Source organism: Embleya sp. NPDC020886 (assembly GCF_044333915.1).
Classification (GTDB): Bacteria; Actinomycetota; Actinomycetes; order Streptomycetales; family Streptomycetaceae; genus Embleya.
Genome location: NZ_JBIRRX010000003.1, coordinates 169905 through 189655 on the forward strand (window position 1 = coordinate 169905; position 19751 = coordinate 189655).

Genomic DNA, 19751 nt, shown 5'->3' on the forward strand with positions numbered 1-19751 from the left:
CTTCGGGAGCAATCGTCGGTACACATGCGGACATTCGAGGCAGGTGGGCCGGCCGTGCCGATGCCTCCCGGCCGGCACCTTCAGCCCCGGCGGACGGAGCGAGCAGATGGCGTTCATTCGACCAAAGATCACCGGATTCGCGGGTGCGATCGGCTACCCCGCCGCACCCTGGCAGGCGCTGTTCCTGCGCGGCGACAAGGTCGCCGTGATCAACGAGAGTGCCCTCCTCTACGCCGGCGATCTGGCCGGCGCCGGGGGCGGCAGGCTCGACGGCGTGATCGAGCCGTATCGGTTCGCCACCGACGGCCTGCTGCAACTGCCCGACGGCCCGGACGGGTCGCGGCAGACCATGTTCCTGCGCGGCGATACCGTCCTGGTCTACGACTGGGAGCGCGGCGTCGTCCGCGACGTGCCGTGGACGCGGTACGACAACTGGGGCACCGGGCTTCCGGCCGGCTACCGCTCGGGCATCGACGCGATTGTGCTCGCGCCCGACTCGGCCGACGGAACGCCGCGTACCCACTTCTTCAAGGGACCTCGCGTCCTGACCCTGCACCCGGTGACCGGCGTCGAACACGAACGCCCGATCACCGAGGGCCCGGACCCGCAGGGCTGCGCCGGCTGGGCGCAACTGCCCGCGGACTTCCGTGCCGACCTTGACCACGTCCTGGTATTGCCTCCGGCCGAGGACGGCACCCACCGCTCACTGCTGATCAAGGGTGACACCGGCTGCCTCCTCGACTGGGCCGGCGGCGTGCGGAACACCGGCCCCCTGACCACCCTGCTGCCCGGACTCGCCGCGCTTCCGGCCCCGTTCACCACCTGCTACCGCCCGGTCAGCGGCCGCTACGTGGGTCTCAACGGCACCGGCCGGGTCGAACTGCGCATCGACGTCGACGGCGACCGGGCCCTCGGCGCGGTCAGCGGCGACCTGTTCACCGTCACCGGCGGCACCACGACCTACCGCGACTCCTTCCGGGCGTCGGGCGTCGAGGTTCTGATGTCCGAGCAACAGGTGCAGATCGACGTGACCGGTTCGCTGGGATTCGCCAAGCCCGGCACCCGCACCGACCTGCGGGTGGTGATCCCGCGCAGCGCCGCCGGTCAACCGCAGGGCAACGCCGACCTGATCCTGGGCGGGCCGGCCCGGGACGACACGGAGCAGTGGTCGGCCGCGTACGAATCCACCGCCTTCCGCAGCGTGGACGTCGAGACCGACAACATCGCCGGCACCGTCCCGTTCACCCGATACGACACCTCGACCGGCCCCGCGCCGGCCTGGTACCGGCACCGTGTCGCCACCGTCGCCGGCGCCTATGCCGAGGCCGGCATCGAACTGCGCACGGCCGGCACCACCAATGTCCCCGCCGACACCTCCGGCGCGGACCTGCGCTGGTCCGAGGCCGAGCTGCACGCCGCGATGGTCGCCAACTTCAGCCTGCGACGCGAGGTCCCGCAATGGAAGTTGTGGACGTTCGTGACCACCCGGCACACCAAGAACGGCGTCATCGGCATCATGTTCGACCAGAGCGGTGCCCAGCGCCAGGGCATGGCCGTCTTCCACCGCGCGCTCGTCGACTTCGGGCTCGTCGGCCGCAACCACGAGTTCCATACCTACGTGCACGAACTCGGCCACGCGTTCAACCTGCTGCACGCCTGGCAGAAGGACCTGGCGAAACCGCCCGCCCCGCTCGGACCCAACAACGGCTTCGGCGACCTGTCCTGGATGAACTACCCGCAGAACTACCGGAGTTCGTCGGGCGAGGTCGGCGAGGAGGCGTTCTGGGGCGCGTTCGCCTTCCGGTTCTCCGACGACGAACTGCGCCACCTGCGGCACGGCTTCTATCGGCATGTCGTCCCGGGCGGCGACAACTTCGTGGTCAACTCGGCGATCGACCTGGGCGCCGCCGCCGAGGCCGCGACGGCGCCGATCGACGACGAATCCGGGCTGCGTCTGGAACTCGGCGGCAAGGCCGGGTACGAGTACGGCGAACCGGTGATGGCCGAGCTCAAACTCTCCCGCACCGGCACCCGCGGCGACGTCACCGTCATCCCCGAACTGTCCCCCAAGAGCGAGCACCTCGCGATCTTCGTGACCGACCCGCAGGGCCGCACCCGGTTGTTCCGGCCGATCGCCCGACTGTGCACCGGCCACGGCACCGGCGCCCCGATGGTGACCCTGACCGCGTCCGAACCCGCCCTGTACGACACGGCCTACCTCGGCTACGGCAGCGACGGCCTGTACTTCCCGGACCCCGGCCGCTACCGGATCACCGCCGTCTACCACGCCCCCGACGGATCCCGGGTCGTCTCCGCTGCCCGCGTCGTCCGCGTGCGACACCCGATCACCCGCACCGAACAGGAGATCGGCGACCTGTTCCTCGGCGACCAACAGGGCACGCTGCTCGCCCTGCTCGGCTCCGACGCCCCGCAACTGCGGGAGGGCAACGACGCGTTGGCGGAGATCGTGGAGAAGTACGGCACACACCCGCTCGCCGCCTACGCCCGCCTGGCCCGCGGAGCCAACGCCGGGCGCCACTTCCAACACCTGCGCAACGGGCGCGTCGAAGTCCGCCGACCCGACTTCAAGGAGAGCATCAGCCAACTGACCGCCGCCATCGAGGCATCCCGGGGCGACGACGGCCTCGACAACATCACCCTCAACGCGGCGATGCGTCGACTGGCCACCGTGCACGCCAAGGAGGGCGACGTCACCCGGGCCGGCATCGTGCTGGACCGGATGGCCGGCCACTTCGGCGCCAAGCGCATCCCGGCCCAGGTGCAACGCCACATCCGGGCCCAGGCCGAGGCGACCCGCCGACGGATCACCGAACCGCCGAACTGACGAGTGCCGACCCCCGCGCCTCCCCTACCTCTTCGGAGGGAGCGACCCGACCTCCGGAGGGGTATCGGTGTCGCCTGCCTGGTTCGCCGGGGACGCGTCGACCCTGGTCCGGGCGGCGCGGGGGCGCAGGGAGCACGGTCCGCGGCGGTGGATCGCGCGGAGCGGGATCGGGGACAACCCCGGGCGATATCCCCGGGGCGGGTGGGGGACATCTCCGATGGTCGCCCGGGGGTGCCGGCGGCCACGCTCGGGGACATGAGAATCCCTCGCGGTACCACCTCGAACATGCCCACCCCGGAAGCGAGTTCCATCGATTCGACGGCGCGCGCCCACCACGTGGCCGCGCCGGTCGAATCGGCGGGCGGGCCCGAACTCCCGCAGTACTCCGTCGCCAAGGTGCTCGCGATCTGGGCGGCGGCGGCCGTCCCGATGGCGCTGCTCGCCTGGGTGGTGACCCCGGTGGCGGCCGGGGGCGATGCGTCCGAGGGGCGGTTCGCGACCGTGCTGATCGCGGCGCTTACCGGTGGCCTGGTCTGGCAGGCGGTCCTGGTGCTGGGCCTGGTCGCCCACGAACAGCGAAGCCTGCGTTGGCCCGTGCTGCGCGATGCGCTGTGGTTGCGCGCCCCGTCGGACGACCGGGGCCGGCGGGGCGGTCGACTGTGGTGGTGGGTCGCGGTGTTCGCGCTCGGGTTCTTCCTCGTACAACTCGTCCCGACCGGCCTGCCCGAGCCGTCCGACCGCAGCCTCGGCGCCTTCCTGGCGTCGACGGAGGGACAGGAGCACTTCAGCGGTGCGTGGGGGCTGTTCGCCCTGGTGGTCGTCATGATGACCTTCAACAGCTTCCTCGGTGAGGAACTGCTGTTCCGCGGCCTGCTGTTGCCACGCATGCGCGGGGCGTTCGGCCGTCGCGACCGGATGGTCGACGCGCTGCTCACCGGCCTGTACCACCTGCACCAGCCGTGGTCGATGCCCGGCGCGGTACTGGCGGGCGCTCTGTTCGCCTACCCGAGCCGACGATTCCGCAGCGCCTGGATGGGCATCGCGATCCACTCGACGCAAAGTGTCGTGTTGCTCGTCGTGATCGGCACCCTCGTCCTGCGCTGACCGTTGCCGGGCGTCGTGGACGCGAAGGGGCGAGGGACGCCCGGCCACCGGGGAACGCCTGCTCTGACATCATGGGGCAAACGGAGCATGGTTCCGTCAACGACGATACGGAACCGTGTTCCGATCGGCAAGCGAGCGACGGAGGCGACAACGCGATGGCGGACAGCGGCAGCGGATCGGGATCGCCGGCCCCCCGGAAGCGGGCCGACGCCCGGCGCAACGAGCAGACCCTGCTGGAAGCGGCCGCCGCGGCCTTCGTGGCCTCCGGGGTCGACGCTCCCGTGCGCGACATCGCGACCAGGGCCGGCGTGGGCGTCGCCACGATCTATCGCCACTTCCCGACCCGGGCCGACCTCGTGGTCGCCGTCTACCGGCATCAGGTCGAGGCGTGCGCCGAGGCGGGCCCCGAACTGCTGGCGAACAACGAGTCGGCGCACACCGCCCTGGTCCGGTGGATCGATCTGTTCGTGGACTTCCTGGTCACCAAGCACGGTCTCGCCGAGGCGCTGCAATCCGACAACGCGGCATTCGCGACCCTGCACGCGTACTTCATCGAGCGCCTGATGCCGGTCTGCGCCGAACTGCTCGCCGCCGCCGCGGCGGCAGGCGAGATCCGCCCCGACATCGAGGCCCTCGAACTGATGGTCGGCGTCGGCAACCTCTGCATCGGCGCGAACAAGGACCTGCGCTACGACGCCCGCCGCATGGTCGAACTCCTGCTCGCCGGGCTGCGCCTGCACTAGATCGGGTCGCCCCGATGCCCCGGCGCCACGTAGCCGCCGGGGCATCGGCGACCTACAGGTCGGCCAGCAGCGTCGCCGGCCGCTCGACACAGTCCGCCACGTAGCGCAGGAAGCCGCCCGCCACGCCGCCGTCGCACACGCGGTGGTCGAAGCTCAGCGAGAGCTGGGTGACCTTGCGGACGGTGAGTGCGCCGTCGACCACCCAGGGCTTGTCGATGATGCGGCCGACCCCCAGCAGCGCCGCCTCGGGATGGTTGATGATCGGGGTGGAGCCGTCCACGCCGAACACGCCGTAGTTGTTGAGCGTGAACGTGCCCCCGGTCAGCGCCTCGGGCGGCAGCGCGCCGGTGCGGGCCAGTGCGGTCAACCGGCCCAGCTCGGCCGCGAGTTGCGTGGTGGTCAGGGTGTGCGCGTCGCGCACCACGGGCACCACCAGGCCGCGGTCGGTCTGGGCGGCGAAGCCCACGTTCACGTGCGCGAAGCGCACGATCTCCTCGCGGGCGGTGTCCACGGTGGAGTTCAGCTCCGGGAAGCGCCGCAGGCCCGCGACGCAGATCCGGGTGAGGATCGCCAACAGGCCGATCCGCTGCTGTGGTCGCGCGGCCTGGAGCACGTCCTTGGCTTCCAGCAGCGCGGTGGCGTCCACGTCCACCCAGGTCGTCGCGTCCGGGATCTCGGCCCGGCTGCGCGCGAGCTTGTGCGCGACCGCGCGACGGATGCCGCGCAGCGGAATGCGCTGCTCGCCCGGGGTGCCGACCGGCTCGCTCGCGACGGGCGAACCCGCCTGCCGCTCCCGGGCGATGGCCTGCTCCACATCGACGCGGCGGATGATGCCATCGGCTCGGCCGGGCGCCAGAGCGGCCACGTCGATGCCGTGGTCGCGGGCCAGCCGGCGTACCAGCGGAGAGATCACCAGGCGCGCACAGGCCGGGCCCGCCGTCGGCACTGCCGCGTCGGCGGTGCGCGGCCCGGACTCGACCGCGGCCGGCGACGGGTGCGTCCGGCCGGCGGCCGGCGGTGTCGAGCCCCGGCGGCGGCGCCGGGAAACGGGCGCGTGGCCGGTGCCGTAGCCGATCAGGACGTTGCCGGAGCCCGCCTGCTCCTCCTCGCGATAGCGGTCGGCGGCACCGGGCTCCGCCGGGGTGGGCGCGGCGCCGACGGTGATCAGCGGCAGGCCCACCGCGAGCGCGGTGCCGGCCTCGGCGTGCAGGCTCAGCACGGTGCCCGCGTACGGCACGGGCACCTCGACGGCGGCCTTGGCGGTCTCCACCTCGACCACGATGTGGTCGACCTCCACCGTGTCGCCGACGGCGACCTTCCACTCGACGATCTCGGCCTCGGTCAGTCCCTCGCCCAGGTCCGGCAGGAGGAAGACCTGCGCGTGCAGCGTGTCGATGCTCACGCCGCCCCCTGGACCAGGTGCCGTACGTCGGGCGTGTCGTCGAACTGGAGCCGGTCCACCGTGTCCAGGATGCGATCCACCCCCGGCAGGTGCGCGTGCTCCAACTTCGGCGGCGGGTAGGGGATGTCGAACCCGGCCACCCGCAGTACCGGCGCGGCCAGCGAGTGGAAACAGCGCTCCTGGACCCGGGCCGCGATCTCGGCGCCGACCCCCGCGAAGCCCTGGGCCTCCTGGACCACCACACAGCGGCCCGTGCGGCGCACCGACGCGGCCACCGTCTCGTCGTCGAAGGGCACCAGCGTGCGCAGGTCCACCACCTCCAGGCTGCGCCCCTCCAGCGCCGCGGCGGCCGCGGCCTCCAACGCCACCGGTACCGACGGGCCGTACGCCACCAGCGTCGCGTCCGAGCCCGCCCGGCGTACGACCGCGCGACCGAACGGCCGGGCCGCACGCGTGGCGAGGTCGACCTCCGCCTTCGCCCAGTACAACTTCTTGGGTTCCAGGAACACCACCGGATCCGGATCCTCGATCGCGTCGCGCAGCAGCCAGTAGGCGTCCTCGGGCGTCGCCGGCGTCACCACCTTCAACCCGGGGGTGTGCGCGTAGTACGCCTCGCTGGAATCGCAGTGGTGTTCGACGCCGCCGATGCCGCCTGCGTACGGGATCCGGATCACCATCGGCAGGCCGAGCCGCCCGCGGGTGCGGTTGCGCAGCTTCGCGACGTGCGAGGCGATCTGTTCGAAGGCGGGGTAGGCGAAGGCGTCGAACTGCATCTCCACCACGGGCCGGAAGCCGCCCATCGCCATCCCCACCGCCAGTCCGACGATGCCGGCCTCGGCGAGCGGGGTGTCGAAGCAGCGCTCCTCGCCGAACTCGCGGGTCAGGCCGTCGGTGACGCGGAAGACGCCGCCGAGCGGGCCGACGTCCTCGCCGAACATCAGCACCCGCTCGTCCGCCGCCAGCGCGTCGCGCAGGGCCGTGTTGAGCGCCCGGGCCATCGTGAGGGTTGCCATCTCAGACCTCCTGGGCGGTGGATTCGGCGGCGAGCAGGGCACGTTGCTCGCGCAGTTGGGGGGTGGGTTCGGCGAAGACGTGGTCGAACAATTCGAGCGGGTCGAGTTCGGCGTCGATGTTCATCCGGGTGCGCAGATCCGCCGCGAACGCCTCGGCGGCGGCCTGGTCGGCCGCGATGTCCTCGTCCGTGAGCAGGCCGCGCCCGCGCAGATGGGCCTCCAGCCGGATCAGCGGGTCGGCCGCCCGCCACGCCTCCACCTCGTCCGCGTCGCGGTAGCGCGTCGCGTCGTCGGCGTTGGTGTGCGCGTCCATGCGGTAGGTGTGCGCCTCGACCAGGAACGGGCCGTTGCCGGCCCGGGCGTGGGCGACCGCCTCGGACAACACCGCGAGCACCGCCACCAGGTCGTTGCCGTCGACCTGTTCGGACCGTACGCCGTACCCGACGCCCTTGTAGGCCAGCGCGGGTGCCGCGCTCTGCCGGGCGAGCGGCACCGAGATCGCGTACTTGTTGTTCTGTACGAAGAACACCACCGGCGCGCGGAAGACCGCCGCGAAGTTGAGCGCCTCGTGGAAGTCGCCCTCGCTGGTGCCGCCGTCGCCGACGAAGGCCATCGCCACCCGGTCCTCGCCCTTGCGTCGCATCGCCTCGGCCATGCCGGTGGCGTGCAGGACCTGGGTGGCCAGCGGGGTGCACTGCGGCGCGACCCGGGTGGCCACCGGGTCGTAGCCGCAGTGCCAGTCCCCGCGCAGCAGCGTCAACACCTCGACCGGGTCCAGACCCCGGGAGACCAGGGCCACCGAGTCGCGGTAGGTCGGGAAGAGCCAGTCGTCCTCGCGCAGCGCGAGCACGCCGGCGATCTGGCACGCGTCCTGGCCGCGGCTGGAGGGGTACACGGCGAGCCGGCCCTGCTTGGTGAGCGCGGTGGCCTGGGTGTCGAACCGCCGCCCGAGCACCATCCGGCGGTAGCCCTCGCGCAGTTGTGCGTCGTCCGGTGCGGTGTACCCGGCGGGCGCCGGCACGGCGGAACCGTCCTCGGCGACGAAGCGCACCGGGGTAAGCGAGGGAAGGAATCTCTGCATCGCCCGACGCAGGGCCGTCGCGGATATCGGAGACATCGAAGATGCTCGCTTTCGTTGGACGTTTGACAGGTGAATGGTCCAACCGAGCGAAGATCTGTTCAAGACCTTCCGTAATCATGCGATAAACTGTCGAGATCAGACACTCCAGGGAGCCATATGTCCGAGGATGAAGTGTCGGAGGGCCCGGAGGCGGGACGTTTGGCCGCTGCGCCCGATGCCACCGACCGCGCGATCATCGCCGAACTGGTCGCGGACGGACGGATATCCGTACGCGCCCTCGCCGAGCGGGTGCACATCTCGCGCGCCAACGCCTACACCCGGATCGGCCGGATGGTCGAGGACGGCACGATCTCCGGGTTCACCGCTCGGGTGGACCCGCGACGGGTGGGTCTGGGCACCACCGCGTACGTCACCATCACCATCGAGCAGAACGCCTGGCGCGCGGTCGGCGAACGACTGCGCGAGATCCCCTACATCGAGCACCTGGCCCTGGTCGGCGGCGACTACGACGTGCTGGCCCTGGTGCGCACGCCGGACAACACCGCGCTGCGCGAGGTGGTGCTGGAGCAGATCCAGAGCATCCCCAACGTGCGCTCCACCCGCACCTGGCTGGTCTTCGAGGAGGTGCCGGGGCGCGGCGTCGTCTGGGAGGGGTGAGCGCGCGCCCCGGGAGGCGGCTTCGGGGTCAGTTCCGCGCGGGCGCGGCGCGCAGCCCGTCGAACAGCACCGCGGTCAGGGCGTCGGCCAGCGCGGACACGGTCAGGCCGCCGTCGGGGCGGTACCACTCGACCAGGGAATTGACCGTGCCGAACAGCAGCCGGCTGGTCAGGTGCGGGTCGACGTCGGCCCGCACGCCGCCCTCGGCCGCGGCGCGGGTCACCAGTTCGGCGACGCGGTGGTCGAATTCGCGCCGTTTGTCCAACGCGTGCCGCTCGACGGCGCTGTTCCCGCGCACTCGCAACAGCAGGGTGACGTACGGCAGTTCGGCGGCCAGTACCTCGACGCTGCGGTGCACCACGTGCTCCAGCCGGGCGGTGGCCGTCGCGTCGGGGTCGGGGAGCTCGTCCAGGACCGCGAACAGGGCGTCCAGGGCGCGTCCCAGGGCCAGGCCGAGCAGCTCCTCCTTGCCCGAGACGTGGTGGTAGATGCTGGACTTGCTCAGCCCCAGCCGCTTGGCCAACTCCTCCATGCCGGTGCCGTCGTAGCCGCGCTCGTTGAACGCGGCCACCGCCACCTGGAGGAGTGAATCGCGGTCGTAGCCGGGGCGGCCCACACGGCCGGTGTTTCTGTGCACGGGTGTACTACTCACTCGATCATTGTGTCAGGAACCGCAGGTCACGAATGCCGTGGATCCCCGGCGGGGCGCAGTTGCCGAGCGAGCGTTCCGGCCTGTCGGCGTCGACGCCGATTCCCACGTCGGCCCGGACGAACGGACGATCGCGCGGCCTCGCGCCCCGCCGCGTCGGTCGTCGCGGTCTCTTCGCCGTCGTGCCCTCGCACGTTGTGCAGGGGGTCGGGATTCCGTGGTCGGGCATCGCCTTGTTAACCGACCGAACATTCGGTAATGTGCGGCAGGCCAGGTAAGCCAGCATCACCGCTGCATGTCAAGAGGTGGATCGCATGCCCGACGTGAACTCCGAGCGCCCCGACTTCTTCGCGCGCCATCGCACGCTGCTGGAGCAGGCCGTGCAGGCCACCGCGGAGCGCGATCACTGGACGCCATACCCCGAGTCGCCGAGCACCAAGGTCTACGGCGAGCAGGCACCGGCCCTGGGCGAGGCGGCCTTCAACGAGCAACTCGGCCGCCCCTTCGGCCTGCCCGACCACCCGGGCGACGGCCGGGTGGTCGTGGGCGAGGTCTCGCCGTACGGCCGATCGCTGGGCATCTCCTATCCCCGCATCGACCCGGAGCAGGCCGTGGCCGCCGCCAAGGCCGCCGCCGGCCCCTGGCGCGCCGCCGACCCGGACACCCGCGCGGGCGTCGCCGCCGAGATCCTGGCCCGACTGAACGCGGCCACCTTCGAGATCGCGCACGCCGTGCACCACACCACTGGGCAGCCGTTCGTGATGGCCTTCCAGGCCGGCGGCCCGCACGCCCAGGACCGGGGCCTGGAAGCGGTCGCCTACGCCTGGGCGGAGCAGAAGCGACACCCGGCCGCGGCCCGCTGGAGCAAGCCGCAGCGCAAGGGCGACCCGCTGGAGTTGGACAAGACGTTCACCCCGGTCGGCCGCGGCGTCTCGCTGCTGATCGCCTGCAACACCTTCCCGACCTGGAACGGCTACCCCGGTCTGTTCGCCAGCCTGGTCACCGGCAACCCGGTCGTGGTCAAGCCGCACGCCGGCGCGGTGTTGCCGCTGGCGATCACCGTGCGGATCGCCCGCGAGGTACTCGCCGAGGCGGGCTTCCCGCCGGACGTGGTGCTGCTCGCCGCCGAGGCGCCCGAGGGCCGCAGCGCGGCCACCCTCGCCGTGCACCCGGACGTGCGTATCGTCGACTTCACCGGCTCGACCGCCTTCGGCGACTGGCTGGAGGCCAACGCCCGCCAGGCCACCGTCTACACGGAGAAGGCCGGCCTGAACACCGTCGTGCTGGACTCCACCGACGACTACCGGGGCCTGTTGGGCAACCTCGCCTTCTCGTTGTCGCTGTACAGCGGCCAGATGTGCACCACCCCGCAGAACCTGCTCATCCCGCGCGAGGGCTTCGCCACCGACCAGGGCACCCGTACCGCCGACGAGTTCGCCGCCGATCTCGGCGCCGCGCTGGACCGCCTGCTCGGCGACCCCGCCCGCGCCGTGCACACCCTCGGCGCGATCGTCAACGACGGGGTGCGGCACACCCTCGAACAGGCCGAAGCGCTCGACCACATCGCGCACCCCTCCGCCGTCGTCGCGCACCCCGATCACCCCGAGGCGATCGTGCGCACGCCGCTGGTGGCCCGGCTCGACGCGGACACCGACCAGGACACCTACACCCGCGAATGGTTCGGCCCCGTGTCGTTCGTGATCGGCACCGACTCCACCGAGCACGGCCTGCGGATCCTGCGCGAGACGGTGGGCAGCCGCGGCGCGCTGACCGCCGCCGTGCACTCGACCAGCGAGTTCGTACTCGCCGCGGCCCGCGAAGCCGCCCTGGACGCGGGCGTGCACCTGTCCGAGAACCTCACCGGCGGCGTGTTCGTCAACCAGTCCGCCGCGTTCAGCGACTTCCACGGCAGCGCCGCCAACCCGGCCGCCAGCGCCACCCTGTCCGACCCCGCGTTCGTCACCGCCCGCTTCGCCACCCTGCAATCCCGCCGACCCGCCGCCGCGAAGGAGTCGGTCGGTGCCTGAGCCCGTCTACCTCGTCGACGGCGCCCGCACGCCCCAGGGCCGCTACGGCGGCGCCCTGGCCGCGGTCCGCCCCGACGATCTGGCCGCCCTCGTGGTCGGGGAGGCGGTACGCCGGGCCGGGATCCCCGCGGAGGCCGTGGACGAGGTGATCCTCGGCGCCGCCAACCAGGCCGGCGAGGACAACCGGGACGTGGCCCGGATGGCCGTGCTCCTGGCCGGCCTTCCGCACACCGTGCCCGGCTACACGGTCAACCGGCTGTGCGCCTCGGGGCTGACCGCGATCGCCTCCGCCGCGCACACGATCCGGGCCGGCGAGGCCGACCTGGTCGTCGCCGGCGGGGTCGAGTCGATGACCCGCGCGCCGTGGGTGATGGACAAGCCCGGCACCCCGTGGGCCAAACCCGGCGCCATCCACGACACCTCGCTGGGCTGGCGCTTCACCAACCCCCGCTTCACCGCGGCCGATCGCGCGTTGCCCACCGACGCCGGCCGGACCACGCTGTCGATGGGCGAGACCGCCGAGGAGGTCGCCGCCCTCGACGGGATCACCCGGGACCGCTCCGACGCGTTCGCCCTGCGCAGCCACCAACGCGCCGTCGCCGCCCAGGACAAGGGCCGCTTCGACCGCGAGATCGTGCCCGTGCCGGTCGGCGACGCCCTGGTCACCCGCGACGAGGGCCCACGTCCCACCACCACGCTCGACAAGCTCGGCAAGCTGCGTACCAGCTTCCGGGCGGGCGGCATCGTCACCGCCGGCTCCGCGTCGCCGCTGTCCGACGGGGCCGCCGCGCTGGTCCTGGCGAGCGAGGCGGCCGTGCGGCGGTACGGCCTCACCCCTCGGGCACGGGTCGTCGGCGCCGCGTCGGCCGGCGTGCAGCCCCACCTGATGGGCCTGGGGCCGGTCCCCGCGACCGAGAAGGCGCTGGGCCGCGCGGGCTGGCGGAGCGCCGACCTGGGGGCCGTCGAACTCAACGAGGCGTTCGCCGCCCAGGCCCTGGCCGTGATCGGCCGACTGGGCCTGGACGAGGACATCGTCAACGCCGACGGCGGGGCCATCGCGCTGGGCCACCCGCTCGGCTGCTCCGGCGCCCGTATCGTGCTGACCCTGCTCGGACGCCTGGAACGCGAGGACGCCCGGCGCGGTCTGGCCACGCTGTGCGTGGGCGTCGGCCAGGGCGTCGCGATGCTCGTGGAGCGGGTATGAGCAACACCCGACCGACACCCGACCCAGCGCTCGACCCGGCGGGCGAACCCGCCCACACCGCAAGCTCGTTGCGGATCGAGGAGCACACGGACCGCGTCGTGGTCACCCTGCACCGCCCCCGCGAGCGCAACGCCATCGACGCCCGCATGATCACCGAACTGCACGCGGTGTGCGACCGGTTGGAGCGCGACCCCAAGCTGCTCCTGCTCACCGGCCACGGCGGGGTCTTCGCCGCCGGCGCGGACATCGCCGAACTGCTCGACCGGGGCCGGGACGAGGCCCTCCAGGGCATCAACAGCCGCCTGTTCGAACGGGTGCGCCGGTTGCCGATGCCCACCGTCGCCGCCGTCGACGGTTGGGCCCTGGGCGGCGGCGCCGAACTGGCCTACGCGTGCGACCTGCGCATCGCCGGCCCCGACGCGGTCTTCGGCAACCCCGAACCCGGCCTGGGCATCATCGCCGCCGCCGGCGCCTGCTGGCGTCTGCCGCAATTGGTCGGGGAGTCGATCGCCAAGCAGATCCTGCTCGCCGGCCACCGCCTCGACGCGCGGGCGGCGCTGGCCGCGGGACTGGTCATGGAGGTGGTACCGGCCGACGAACTGCTCGACCGGGCACACGCCCTGCTCGACCGCATGGCCCGTTCCTCGGCCGGGGCCCTGCGGCTGACCAAACTCGTCGTCGACGCCCCCGGCGCCCACCCGATCGCCGACGACCTGGCCCAGGCCGTGCTCTTCGAGAGCCGGGACAAGAAGGAGCGGATGACCCGCTTCCTGGACGCAAGGAGCCGTACATGAGCGCCACTTCCGCCGCACCGGCCCCGCCCGCGGTGGTCGGCGTCATCGGCGGTGGACGCATGGGCGCCGGCATCGCCCAGTCGTTCGCGGCGGCCGGCTCCGCGGTCACCATCGCCGAGAGCGACGCCCGGGCCGCCGCCGCGGCCCGCGAGCGGATCGCCGCCGGCCTGGCCCGTGCCGCCGAACACGGCACGGCCGGCGAACCCGCCGAGCGGGTGCTCGCGCGAGTGCACACGGTCGACACGATCGAGCAACTGCCCGCGCATGCCGACCTGATCGTGGAGGCCGTGCCCGAGGACGCCGCGCTCAAGGCCCGCCTGCTCGCCGCCGTCGAACGCACCGTCGGCGCCACGACCGTGCTGGCCACCAACACCAGTTCGTTGTCCGTCACCGACCTCGCCGCCGCGCTGACCCGACCCGGCCGCTTCCTGGGCATGCACTTCTTCAACCCGGTGCCCGCCTCGGCGCTGGTCGAACTCGTCCGCGCCCCGGACACCGCCGACGACGTGCTCGCCCGCGCCCTGGACTGGACCCGCGCGCTCGGCAAGCAGGACGTCGTGGTCAACGACTCGCCCGGCTTCGCCAGCAGCCGACTGGGCCTGGCGCTGGGCCTGGAGGCGATCCGGATGGTCGAGGACGGCGTCGCCGCCCCCGAGGCCATCGACGACGCGATGCGGCTGGGCTACCGACACCCGATGGGTCCGCTGCGGTTGACCGACCTGGTCGGCCTGGACGTGCGCCTGGCCATCGCCGAACACCTGCACGCCACCCTCGGCGCGCGCTTCGCACCGCCCCGACTGCTGCGCGACAAGGTCGCCCGCGGCGAGCTGGGGCGCAAGACCGGACAGGGGTTCTACGTATGGCCGTGACCACGACCGACACCGCCGGACCGGGCTCCGCCGGGGACGGGGAACGCGTCGGATACCGCCTCGACGGTGACGTCGCCGTGCTCGAACTGCGGCGCCCCGCAGCCGGGAACGCCCTCGACGCGCCACTGCGCGCCGCGCTGCTCGCGGCCGTGCGCCGGGTGGGCGAGGACGGCGGGAAGGTCCGGGCGGTCCTGCTGGCCGCCCAGGGCCGGCACTTCTGCGTGGGCCAGGACCTCAAGGAGCACGCCCGCGCCCTGGAGCACGAGCCCGAGTCCGCCTTCGCGATCGTGCGCGAGCAGTACAACCCGCTGGTGGAGGCCCTGCACGCGGTGCGCCAACCGGTGGTCGTCGCGGTCGAGGGCGCCTGCGTCGGCGCCGGGCTCGGCCTGGCACTGTGCGCCGACCTGCGGGTCGCGGCCGAAAGCGCCCGTTTCTCCACCGCGTTCACCGGGATCGGCCTGGCCGCCGACACCGGGGTGAGCGGCGCGCTGGTCCGCGCCGTCGGCCCCTCGCGGGCGGCGGCCCTGATGCTCCTGGACGAACGTGTCGGGGCCGAGGACGCCCGCCGATGCGGCCTCGTGCACCGGGTAGTGCCGGACGGTGCGGCGACCACCGAGGGGCTGGCCCTCGCCCGACGCCTGGCCGCCGGCCCGACCGCCGCCTACGCCGAGGTCAAGGCGCTGCTTCGGCACACCGACGGCGCGAGCCCGGCCGACCTGCTCGAACGGGAGGCGGCGGCCCAGGAGCGGCTCGGCCGCACCGAGGACCACCGGGCGGCGGTGCGCGCCTTCCTGGCGGGCGACCGGCCCACCTTTGACGGACACTGACCCACTTGGGCCCGCTCGTGGGCCCCGACCCACCCGGGGCCCACGCGGGCCCGGCCTCGCCACACGATTGACCGAACGAACGGTCGGTAGGGAATTGTCGATGGTCACCCCACCCCCCACCACACCGCCTGCGGACGACGCGCCGCCGGATCTCGCCGACCACTTCGCGGCCACCCTCGCCAAGGACGACCGGATCGAACCCCGCGACTGGATGCCCGAGGGCTACCGCCGCACGCTGATCCGCCAGATCGCGCAGCACGCCCACTCCGAGATCATCGGCATGCAGCCCGAGGCCGAGTGGATCGCCCGCGCCCCGTCGCTGCGCCGCAAGGCGATCCTGCTCGCCAAGGTCCAGGACGAGGCCGGCCACGGGCTCTACCTGTACTCCGCGGCGGAAACCCTCGGCGCCGACCGCGCGGACCTGACCGCCCGGCTGATCGACGGCCGGCAGAAGTACTCCTCGATCTTCAACTACCCCACCCTGAACTACGCCGACGTCGGCGTCATCGGCTGGTTCGTGGACGGCGCGGCGATCTGCAACCAGGTGCCGCTGTGCCGCAGTTCGTACGGGCCCTACGCCCGGGCCATGGTGCGGGTGTGCAAGGAGGAATCCTTCCACCAGCGGCAGGGCTACGAGCAACTGTCCACGATGATGCGCGGCACGGACGCGCAACGCGCGATGGTGCAGGACGCCGTCGACCGCTGGTGGTGGCCCTCACTGATGATGTTCGGCCCGCCCGACGACAACTCGCCCAACTCGGCCCAGTCGATGGCCTGGAAGATCAAACGGCACAGCAACGACGAACTGCGCCAACGCTTCGTCGACATGACCGTGCCCCAGGCCCGCCACATCGGAGTGACCCTGCCCGATCCGGAGTTGACCTGGAACGCCGACCGCGGCCGGCACGACTTCGGCACCCCCGACTGGGCCGAACTGCGGCGGGTGATCGGCGGCGACGGCCCCTGCAACGCACAACGGATCAGCCGTCGCAGGACGGCCCACGACGAAGGCAAGTGGGTACGCGAGGCAGCGAGCGCGTACGCGGCCAAGCAGACCACCCGGCAAGGAGCAGCCGCATGAACGACATCCGAACCGGCGCCGACTGGCCGCTCTACGAGGTGTTCGTGCGCGGCAAGCGCGGCCTCAACCACGTGCACGTCGGCTCCCTGCACGCCGCCGACGACCGGATGGCGCTGACCCACGCACGCGACCTGTACACCCGCCGCAACGAAGGCGTCAGCATCTGGGTGGTGCGCTCGCAACACATCACCGCGTCCACTCGGGACGAGAAGGACCCGTTCTTCGCGCCCAGTGCGGACAAGGTGTACCGCCACCCCACCTTCTACGACATCCCCGACGACGTCCCCCACATCTGAGGAGCAGGTCAATGCACGACGACCACCTCCCGCCCTCCCTCGCCGACGGGGACGGCGGCGACGCACGCTGGGCGTTCGGTACCGGCTTCGAGGACCCCCTGTACGGCGTCGACAGCACGTTGCCCGCGCACGTCGACGCCGCCGAACTCGCCGCGTGTTGCCTCGCCCTGGCCGACGACGCGCTGATCGGCGCCCAGCGGCTGGCCGAATGGACCACCCGCGCGCCCGAGCTCGAAGAGGAACTGGCCCTCGCCAACATCGCCCTGGACCTGCTCGGCCAGGCACGCCTGTTGTACGCACGCTGCGGGCAGGTCGACGGCAGCGCACGCGACGAGGACGCCTACGCGTACTTCCGCGACGCGGCCGACTTCCGCAACGTACGGCTGGCCGAACTCCCCAACGGCGACTTCGCGTTCACCATCGCCCGGCTGTTGTTGCTGTCCAGTTGGCGGCTCGCGCACTTCACCCGGCTCGCGAGCACGGCCGACCCGGTGCTCGCGGCCGTCGCCGCCAAGGGCGTCAAGGAACTGACCTACCACCGGCAGTACGCCGCCGAGTGGACCGTACGCCTCGGCGACGGCACCGAGGAATCGCGGCGCCGCATGCACGTCGCGCTCGGGCAAGTGGCCGCCTGGCTCCCCGAGTTGTACGACGCGCACGACGCGCGCGAGGAGGTCGGGGCGGTGCTGGCCCAGGTGCTCGACGCCGTCGCGCTGACCCTGCCCGATGCCGCGCCGCCGCTCCCGGGGCACGGCAGAAACGGCGAGCACACCGAGCATCTGGCTCCACTCCTGGCCGAGTTGCAGGGGCTGGCCCGCGCACACCCGGGCGCGACCTGGTGACCGCGAACACCGCCGCGGACGTGCGCCGCGCCCGCCGGATCGCCGCCGAGGTACCCGACCCCGAACTGCCCGCGCTGACCCTGGCCGACCTCGGGGTGCTCCGCGACGTCGAGATCACCGCGGACGGCACGGTGGTCGCGGGCCTGACCCCGACCTACTCCGGCTGCCCGGCGATGGCCGAGATGCGCGCCGAGGTCGCCGCCCGCCTGCGCGCGGCGGGCTTCGCCCGGGTCGAGATCCGGACCGTGCTCGACCCGCCGTGGAGCACCGACCGGATCACCCCCGCCGGGCGCCGCAAGCTGACCCGCTACGGCATCGCCCCGCCGGGCGCCGCACCCCGGCCCGGCACCGGGCCGGTCCCGCTGGACCTGCTGCCGACCCGCCGCCGGGTGCCCTGTCCGCACTGCGGCTCGGCGGACACCGAGGAGACCTCCCGCTTCGCCGCCGCGTCCTGTCGGGCCCTGCGGCGTTGCCTCGCGTGCCGCGAGCCGTTCGAGCACATGAAGGAGATCTGATGCAGGACCCGACGAAGACGATCTCCGCCGCGCCGCCGCCCTCCCGCCGCCGCCCGAGCTTCCACCACCTGCGCGTCGCCGAGGTGCACCGGCTGTGCCCCGATGCCGCCGCGGTCGCCTTCGAGGTGCCCGACGAACTGGCCGACACCTTCGCCTTCGTGCCCGGCCAATCGCTCACGCTGCGCCGCGAGATCGACGGGACGGACGAACGCCGCACCTACTCGATCTGCTCCGCCGCCGGCACCCGGCCGCGGATCGGCGTCCGGGTGGTGCCCGGGGGCCTGTTCTCCTCCTGGCTCGTCAACGACATCCGGCCCGGCGATCGCGTCGAGGTGATGGCGCCGACCGGCACCTTCACCGCCGACGTGTCCGCCCCCGCCCACCACGTGCTGATCGCCGCGGGTTCCGGCATCACCCCGATGGTGTCCATCGCCGAGTCGGTGCTCGCCGCCCACCACGACTCGCGGGTCACCCTGCTCTACGGCAACCGCCGCACCGACACGGTGATGTTCGCCGACGAACTGGCCGACCTCAAGGACCTGTACCCGGCCCGCTTCGAACTCGCGCACGTGCTTTCCCGCGAACCCCGCGAGGCCGAGCTGCTCTCGGGTCGCCTCGACCACGACCGGCTGCTCGCCCTGATCGACGGCCTGGTCGACGCCGAGCGGGCCGACCACTGGTGGTTGTGCGGCCCGCACGGCATGATCCGCGACGCGCGGCGCGCCCTGGCCGGCCTCGGCGTGCCCGACGACCGGGTGCACCAGGAGTTGTTCTTCGCCGACGACACACCGCCGCCGGCGGTCCGGCACGAGGACGCGCCGGTGGATGGACCCGTCAGCCGGGTGACCGTCGTGTTGGACGGCCGCTCCACCGTCGCCGACCTGCCTCGCGAGAGCACCGTCCTGGACGCGGCGGGCCGATTGCGCCCGGACATGCCCTTCGCCTGCAAGGGCGGCGTGTGCGGCACCTGCCGCGCCCTGGTCCGCGACGGTGACGCGGACATGCGCCGCAACTACGCCCTCGACCCGGCGGAGATCGAGGCGGGCTACGTCCTGACCTGCCAGACGTACCCCGCCTCGGACACCCTCACCGTCGACTTCGACTGCTGAGCCGCCGGTCCGCGCACCAGGACCCGCCGGTACCGCCCGAGCACCCGCCGGGGACCTCGAACTCCGCGATTCCGGCGCGGAGTCCGAGGTGCCGGCGGGCGCCCGGCGGTGCGTTACGGCGCCCGGCGGCGGGTGGCCGTGCGGGCCGGGGGGTGGGTCAGCAGGGGAGCACCAGGTCCACGGTGACCGGCCGCGCCGGCCACTGGTAGGACTCCACCGCGAAGCTGCCGTGCACCGTCGAACCGCACGGCACGGTGCCGCCGACGCCGGAGACGCTGATCGTCGAGTAGTGGAAGAGCGAGTCCTGGTTCACCGCGCCGAGCGAGACGCCGCCCACGTTGCCGGACAGCCGCAGGTTGAGCGACTGCGGCTGCCGGGGCGGACTGCCGGGCGACGGCGGACCGGCCAGCCCGACCTGGCCGAACAGGCGGACGTTGTCGCCGGTGACCTCGGCGCAGACCTTGGTCGACAGACCGGACTGGAGCCCGTAGGCGCCGCAGGTCACGGTGGGCGTCGGGGTGGGATCGGCGCTCGCGACCGGTGCGGCGGCGATGATGCCCAGGCCGGCTATGCCGATCACTGCCGCGGTTGTCATGAATTTCATGGGAAGCCTCCACTGTTCGGGGCATCCGAAGGGATGCCCACTTGATGAGGTGTGACATTTCACATGGCACATCATTACATGACGATGGG

The 19751-nt window shown here is 72.6% G+C and carries 19 protein-coding genes; 14 read left to right on the forward strand and 5 right to left on the reverse strand.

Annotated elements, in window-relative coordinates; genetic code table 11:
• The first annotated feature begins 106 nt into the window (after window positions 1-106).
• From ACH4U8_RS11750 to ACH4U8_RS11760, 3 genes are all read left to right on the forward strand, one after another.
• Window positions 107-2845: a hypothetical protein gene (locus ACH4U8_RS11750; protein ID WP_395777219.1), complete on the forward strand. Its 2739-nt coding sequence runs from the start codon at window positions 107-109 to the stop codon at window positions 2843-2845.
• A 285-nt stretch (window positions 2846-3130) separates the two neighbouring features.
• Entirely contained in the window at window positions 3131-3949 is an 819-nt protein-coding gene (locus tag ACH4U8_RS11755) for a lysostaphin resistance A-like protein (RefSeq protein ID WP_395777221.1), read from the forward strand.
• Window positions 3950-4104: 155 nt separating this feature from the next.
• Entirely contained in the window at window positions 4105-4692 is a 588-nt protein-coding gene (locus ACH4U8_RS11760; RefSeq protein ID WP_360306645.1) for a TetR/AcrR family transcriptional regulator, read from the forward strand.
• 52 nt (window positions 4693-4744) lie between these two features.
• On the opposite strand, the gene ACH4U8_RS11765 is transcribed toward ACH4U8_RS11760, so the two are convergent.
• Genes ACH4U8_RS11765 through pdhA form a run of 3 tightly spaced genes read right to left on the reverse strand, consistent with a single transcriptional unit; the run spans window position 4745 to window position 8224 of the window.
• Window positions 4745-6094 (reverse strand): dihydrolipoamide acetyltransferase family protein, encoded by a 1350-nt coding sequence (locus ACH4U8_RS11765; protein ID WP_395777223.1) that lies wholly within the window; start codon window positions 6092-6094, stop codon window positions 4745-4747.
• On the reverse strand, window positions 6091-7107 hold the full coding sequence (locus ACH4U8_RS11770) for an alpha-ketoacid dehydrogenase subunit beta (protein WP_395777225.1): 1017 nt from the start codon (window positions 7105-7107) through the stop codon (window positions 6091-6093). Before ACH4U8_RS11770 ends, ACH4U8_RS11765 begins: the two co-directional genes overlap by 4 nt.
• 1 nt (window position 7108) lies before the next feature.
• Window positions 7109-8224, reverse strand: a complete 1116-nt coding sequence (pdhA, locus tag ACH4U8_RS11775; protein ID WP_379990017.1) for a pyruvate dehydrogenase (acetyl-transferring) E1 component subunit alpha — start codon at window positions 8222-8224, stop codon at window positions 7109-7111.
• A gap of 120 nt (window positions 8225-8344) precedes the next feature.
• On the opposite strand from pdhA, the gene ACH4U8_RS11780 reads away from it, so the two are divergent.
• The gene (locus ACH4U8_RS11780; protein WP_360306654.1) at window positions 8345-8845 is read left to right on the forward strand and encodes an Lrp/AsnC family transcriptional regulator; all 501 of its coding nucleotides are present in this window, start codon (window positions 8345-8347) and stop codon (window positions 8843-8845) included.
• A 28-nt stretch (window positions 8846-8873) separates the two neighbouring features.
• Here the strand turns inward: ACH4U8_RS11780 and ACH4U8_RS11785 are convergent, their stop codons facing one another.
• Window positions 8874-9497, reverse strand: a complete 624-nt coding sequence (locus ACH4U8_RS11785) for a TetR/AcrR family transcriptional regulator (protein ID WP_395777227.1) — start codon at window positions 9495-9497, stop codon at window positions 8874-8876.
• 311 nt (window positions 9498-9808) lie between these two features.
• On the opposite strand from ACH4U8_RS11785, the gene paaN reads away from it, so the two are divergent.
• The 10 genes from paaN (at window position 9809) to paaE (ending at window position 19058) form a co-directional block, all read left to right on the forward strand.
• Window positions 9809-11521: a phenylacetic acid degradation protein PaaN gene (gene paaN / locus ACH4U8_RS11790; protein ID WP_395777229.1), complete on the forward strand. Its 1713-nt coding sequence runs from the start codon at window positions 9809-9811 to the stop codon at window positions 11519-11521.
• A complete protein-coding gene (locus ACH4U8_RS11795; RefSeq protein ID WP_360306666.1) occupies window positions 11514-12725 on the forward strand; it encodes a thiolase family protein in 1212 nt (403 codons plus the stop codon). The genes paaN and ACH4U8_RS11795 overlap by 8 nt, the downstream gene beginning before the upstream one ends.
• A complete protein-coding gene (locus ACH4U8_RS11800; RefSeq protein ID WP_395777231.1) occupies window positions 12722-13519 on the forward strand; it encodes an enoyl-CoA hydratase/isomerase family protein in 798 nt (265 codons plus the stop codon). Before ACH4U8_RS11795 ends, ACH4U8_RS11800 begins: the two co-directional genes overlap by 4 nt.
• Complete coding sequence (locus ACH4U8_RS11805) at window positions 13516-14388, forward strand: 3-hydroxyacyl-CoA dehydrogenase family protein (protein ID WP_360306672.1); 873 nt, start codon at window positions 13516-13518, stop codon at window positions 14386-14388. The genes ACH4U8_RS11800 and ACH4U8_RS11805 overlap by 4 nt, the downstream gene beginning before the upstream one ends.
• Window positions 14379-15215, forward strand: coding sequence for an enoyl-CoA hydratase-related protein (locus tag ACH4U8_RS11810; RefSeq protein ID WP_360306675.1), 837 nt, complete (start codon window positions 14379-14381; stop codon window positions 15213-15215). Before ACH4U8_RS11805 ends, ACH4U8_RS11810 begins: the two co-directional genes overlap by 10 nt.
• 100 nt (window positions 15216-15315) lie before the next feature.
• Window positions 15316-16296 (forward strand): 1,2-phenylacetyl-CoA epoxidase subunit PaaA, encoded by a 981-nt coding sequence (gene paaA, locus ACH4U8_RS11815; RefSeq protein WP_360306678.1) that lies wholly within the window; start codon window positions 15316-15318, stop codon window positions 16294-16296.
• Entirely contained in the window at window positions 16293-16592 is a 300-nt protein-coding gene (paaB, locus tag ACH4U8_RS11820) for a 1,2-phenylacetyl-CoA epoxidase subunit PaaB (protein WP_360306681.1), read from the forward strand. The genes paaA and paaB overlap by 4 nt, the downstream gene beginning before the upstream one ends.
• Before the next feature lie 11 nt (window positions 16593-16603).
• On the forward strand, window positions 16604-17434 hold the full coding sequence (gene paaC / locus ACH4U8_RS11825) for a 1,2-phenylacetyl-CoA epoxidase subunit PaaC (protein WP_395777233.1): 831 nt from the start codon (window positions 16604-16606) through the stop codon (window positions 17432-17434).
• Entirely contained in the window at window positions 17428-17949 is a 522-nt protein-coding gene (gene paaD, locus ACH4U8_RS11830; protein WP_395778191.1) for a 1,2-phenylacetyl-CoA epoxidase subunit PaaD, read from the forward strand. The genes paaC and paaD overlap by 7 nt, the downstream gene beginning before the upstream one ends.
• Window positions 17949-19058, forward strand: a complete 1110-nt coding sequence (paaE, locus tag ACH4U8_RS11835) for a 1,2-phenylacetyl-CoA epoxidase subunit PaaE (RefSeq protein ID WP_395777235.1) — start codon at window positions 17949-17951, stop codon at window positions 19056-19058. The genes paaD and paaE overlap by 1 nt, the downstream gene beginning before the upstream one ends.
• A gap of 157 nt (window positions 19059-19215) precedes the next feature.
• On the opposite strand, the gene ACH4U8_RS11840 is transcribed toward paaE, so the two are convergent.
• On the reverse strand, window positions 19216-19653 hold the full coding sequence (locus tag ACH4U8_RS11840; protein ID WP_395777237.1) for a hypothetical protein: 438 nt from the start codon (window positions 19651-19653) through the stop codon (window positions 19216-19218).
• Window positions 19654-19751: the final 98 nt, after the last annotated feature.

Bases quoted from the DNA above. Each gene is read 5' to 3' on its own strand.
- pdhA (WP_379990017.1), bottom strand. From the start codon at position 8,224: ATGTCTCCGATATCCGCGACGGCCCTGCGTCGGGCGATGCAGAGATTC.
- paaA (WP_360306678.1), top strand. From the start codon at position 15,316: ATGGTCACCCCACCCCCCACCACACCGCCTGCGGACGACGCGCCGCCG.
- ACH4U8_RS11805 (WP_360306672.1), top strand. From the start codon at position 13,516: ATGAGCGCCACTTCCGCCGCACCGGCCCCGCCCGCGGTGGTCGGCGTC.
- ACH4U8_RS11755 (WP_395777221.1), top strand. From the start codon at position 3,131: ATGCCCACCCCGGAAGCGAGTTCCATCGATTCGACGGCGCGCGCCCAC.
- ACH4U8_RS11780 (WP_360306654.1), top strand. From the start codon at position 8,345: ATGTCCGAGGATGAAGTGTCGGAGGGCCCGGAGGCGGGACGTTTGGCC.
- paaN (WP_395777229.1), top strand. From the start codon at position 9,809: ATGCCCGACGTGAACTCCGAGCGCCCCGACTTCTTCGCGCGCCATCGC.
- paaC (WP_395777233.1), top strand. From the start codon at position 16,604: ATGCACGACGACCACCTCCCGCCCTCCCTCGCCGACGGGGACGGCGGC.
- ACH4U8_RS11800 (WP_395777231.1), top strand. From the start codon at position 12,722: ATGAGCAACACCCGACCGACACCCGACCCAGCGCTCGACCCGGCGGGC.
- paaE (WP_395777235.1), top strand. From the start codon at position 17,949: ATGCAGGACCCGACGAAGACGATCTCCGCCGCGCCGCCGCCCTCCCGC.
- ACH4U8_RS11810 (WP_360306675.1), top strand. From the start codon at position 14,379: ATGGCCGTGACCACGACCGACACCGCCGGACCGGGCTCCGCCGGGGAC.
- ACH4U8_RS11760 (WP_360306645.1), top strand. From the start codon at position 4,105: ATGGCGGACAGCGGCAGCGGATCGGGATCGCCGGCCCCCCGGAAGCGG.
- paaB (WP_360306681.1), top strand. From the start codon at position 16,293: ATGAACGACATCCGAACCGGCGCCGACTGGCCGCTCTACGAGGTGTTC.
- ACH4U8_RS11750 (WP_395777219.1), top strand. From the start codon at position 107: ATGGCGTTCATTCGACCAAAGATCACCGGATTCGCGGGTGCGATCGGC.
- ACH4U8_RS11770 (WP_395777225.1), bottom strand. From the start codon at position 7,107: ATGGCAACCCTCACGATGGCCCGGGCGCTCAACACGGCCCTGCGCGAC.
- ACH4U8_RS11840 (WP_395777237.1), bottom strand. From the start codon at position 19,653: ATGACAACCGCGGCAGTGATCGGCATAGCCGGCCTGGGCATCATCGCC.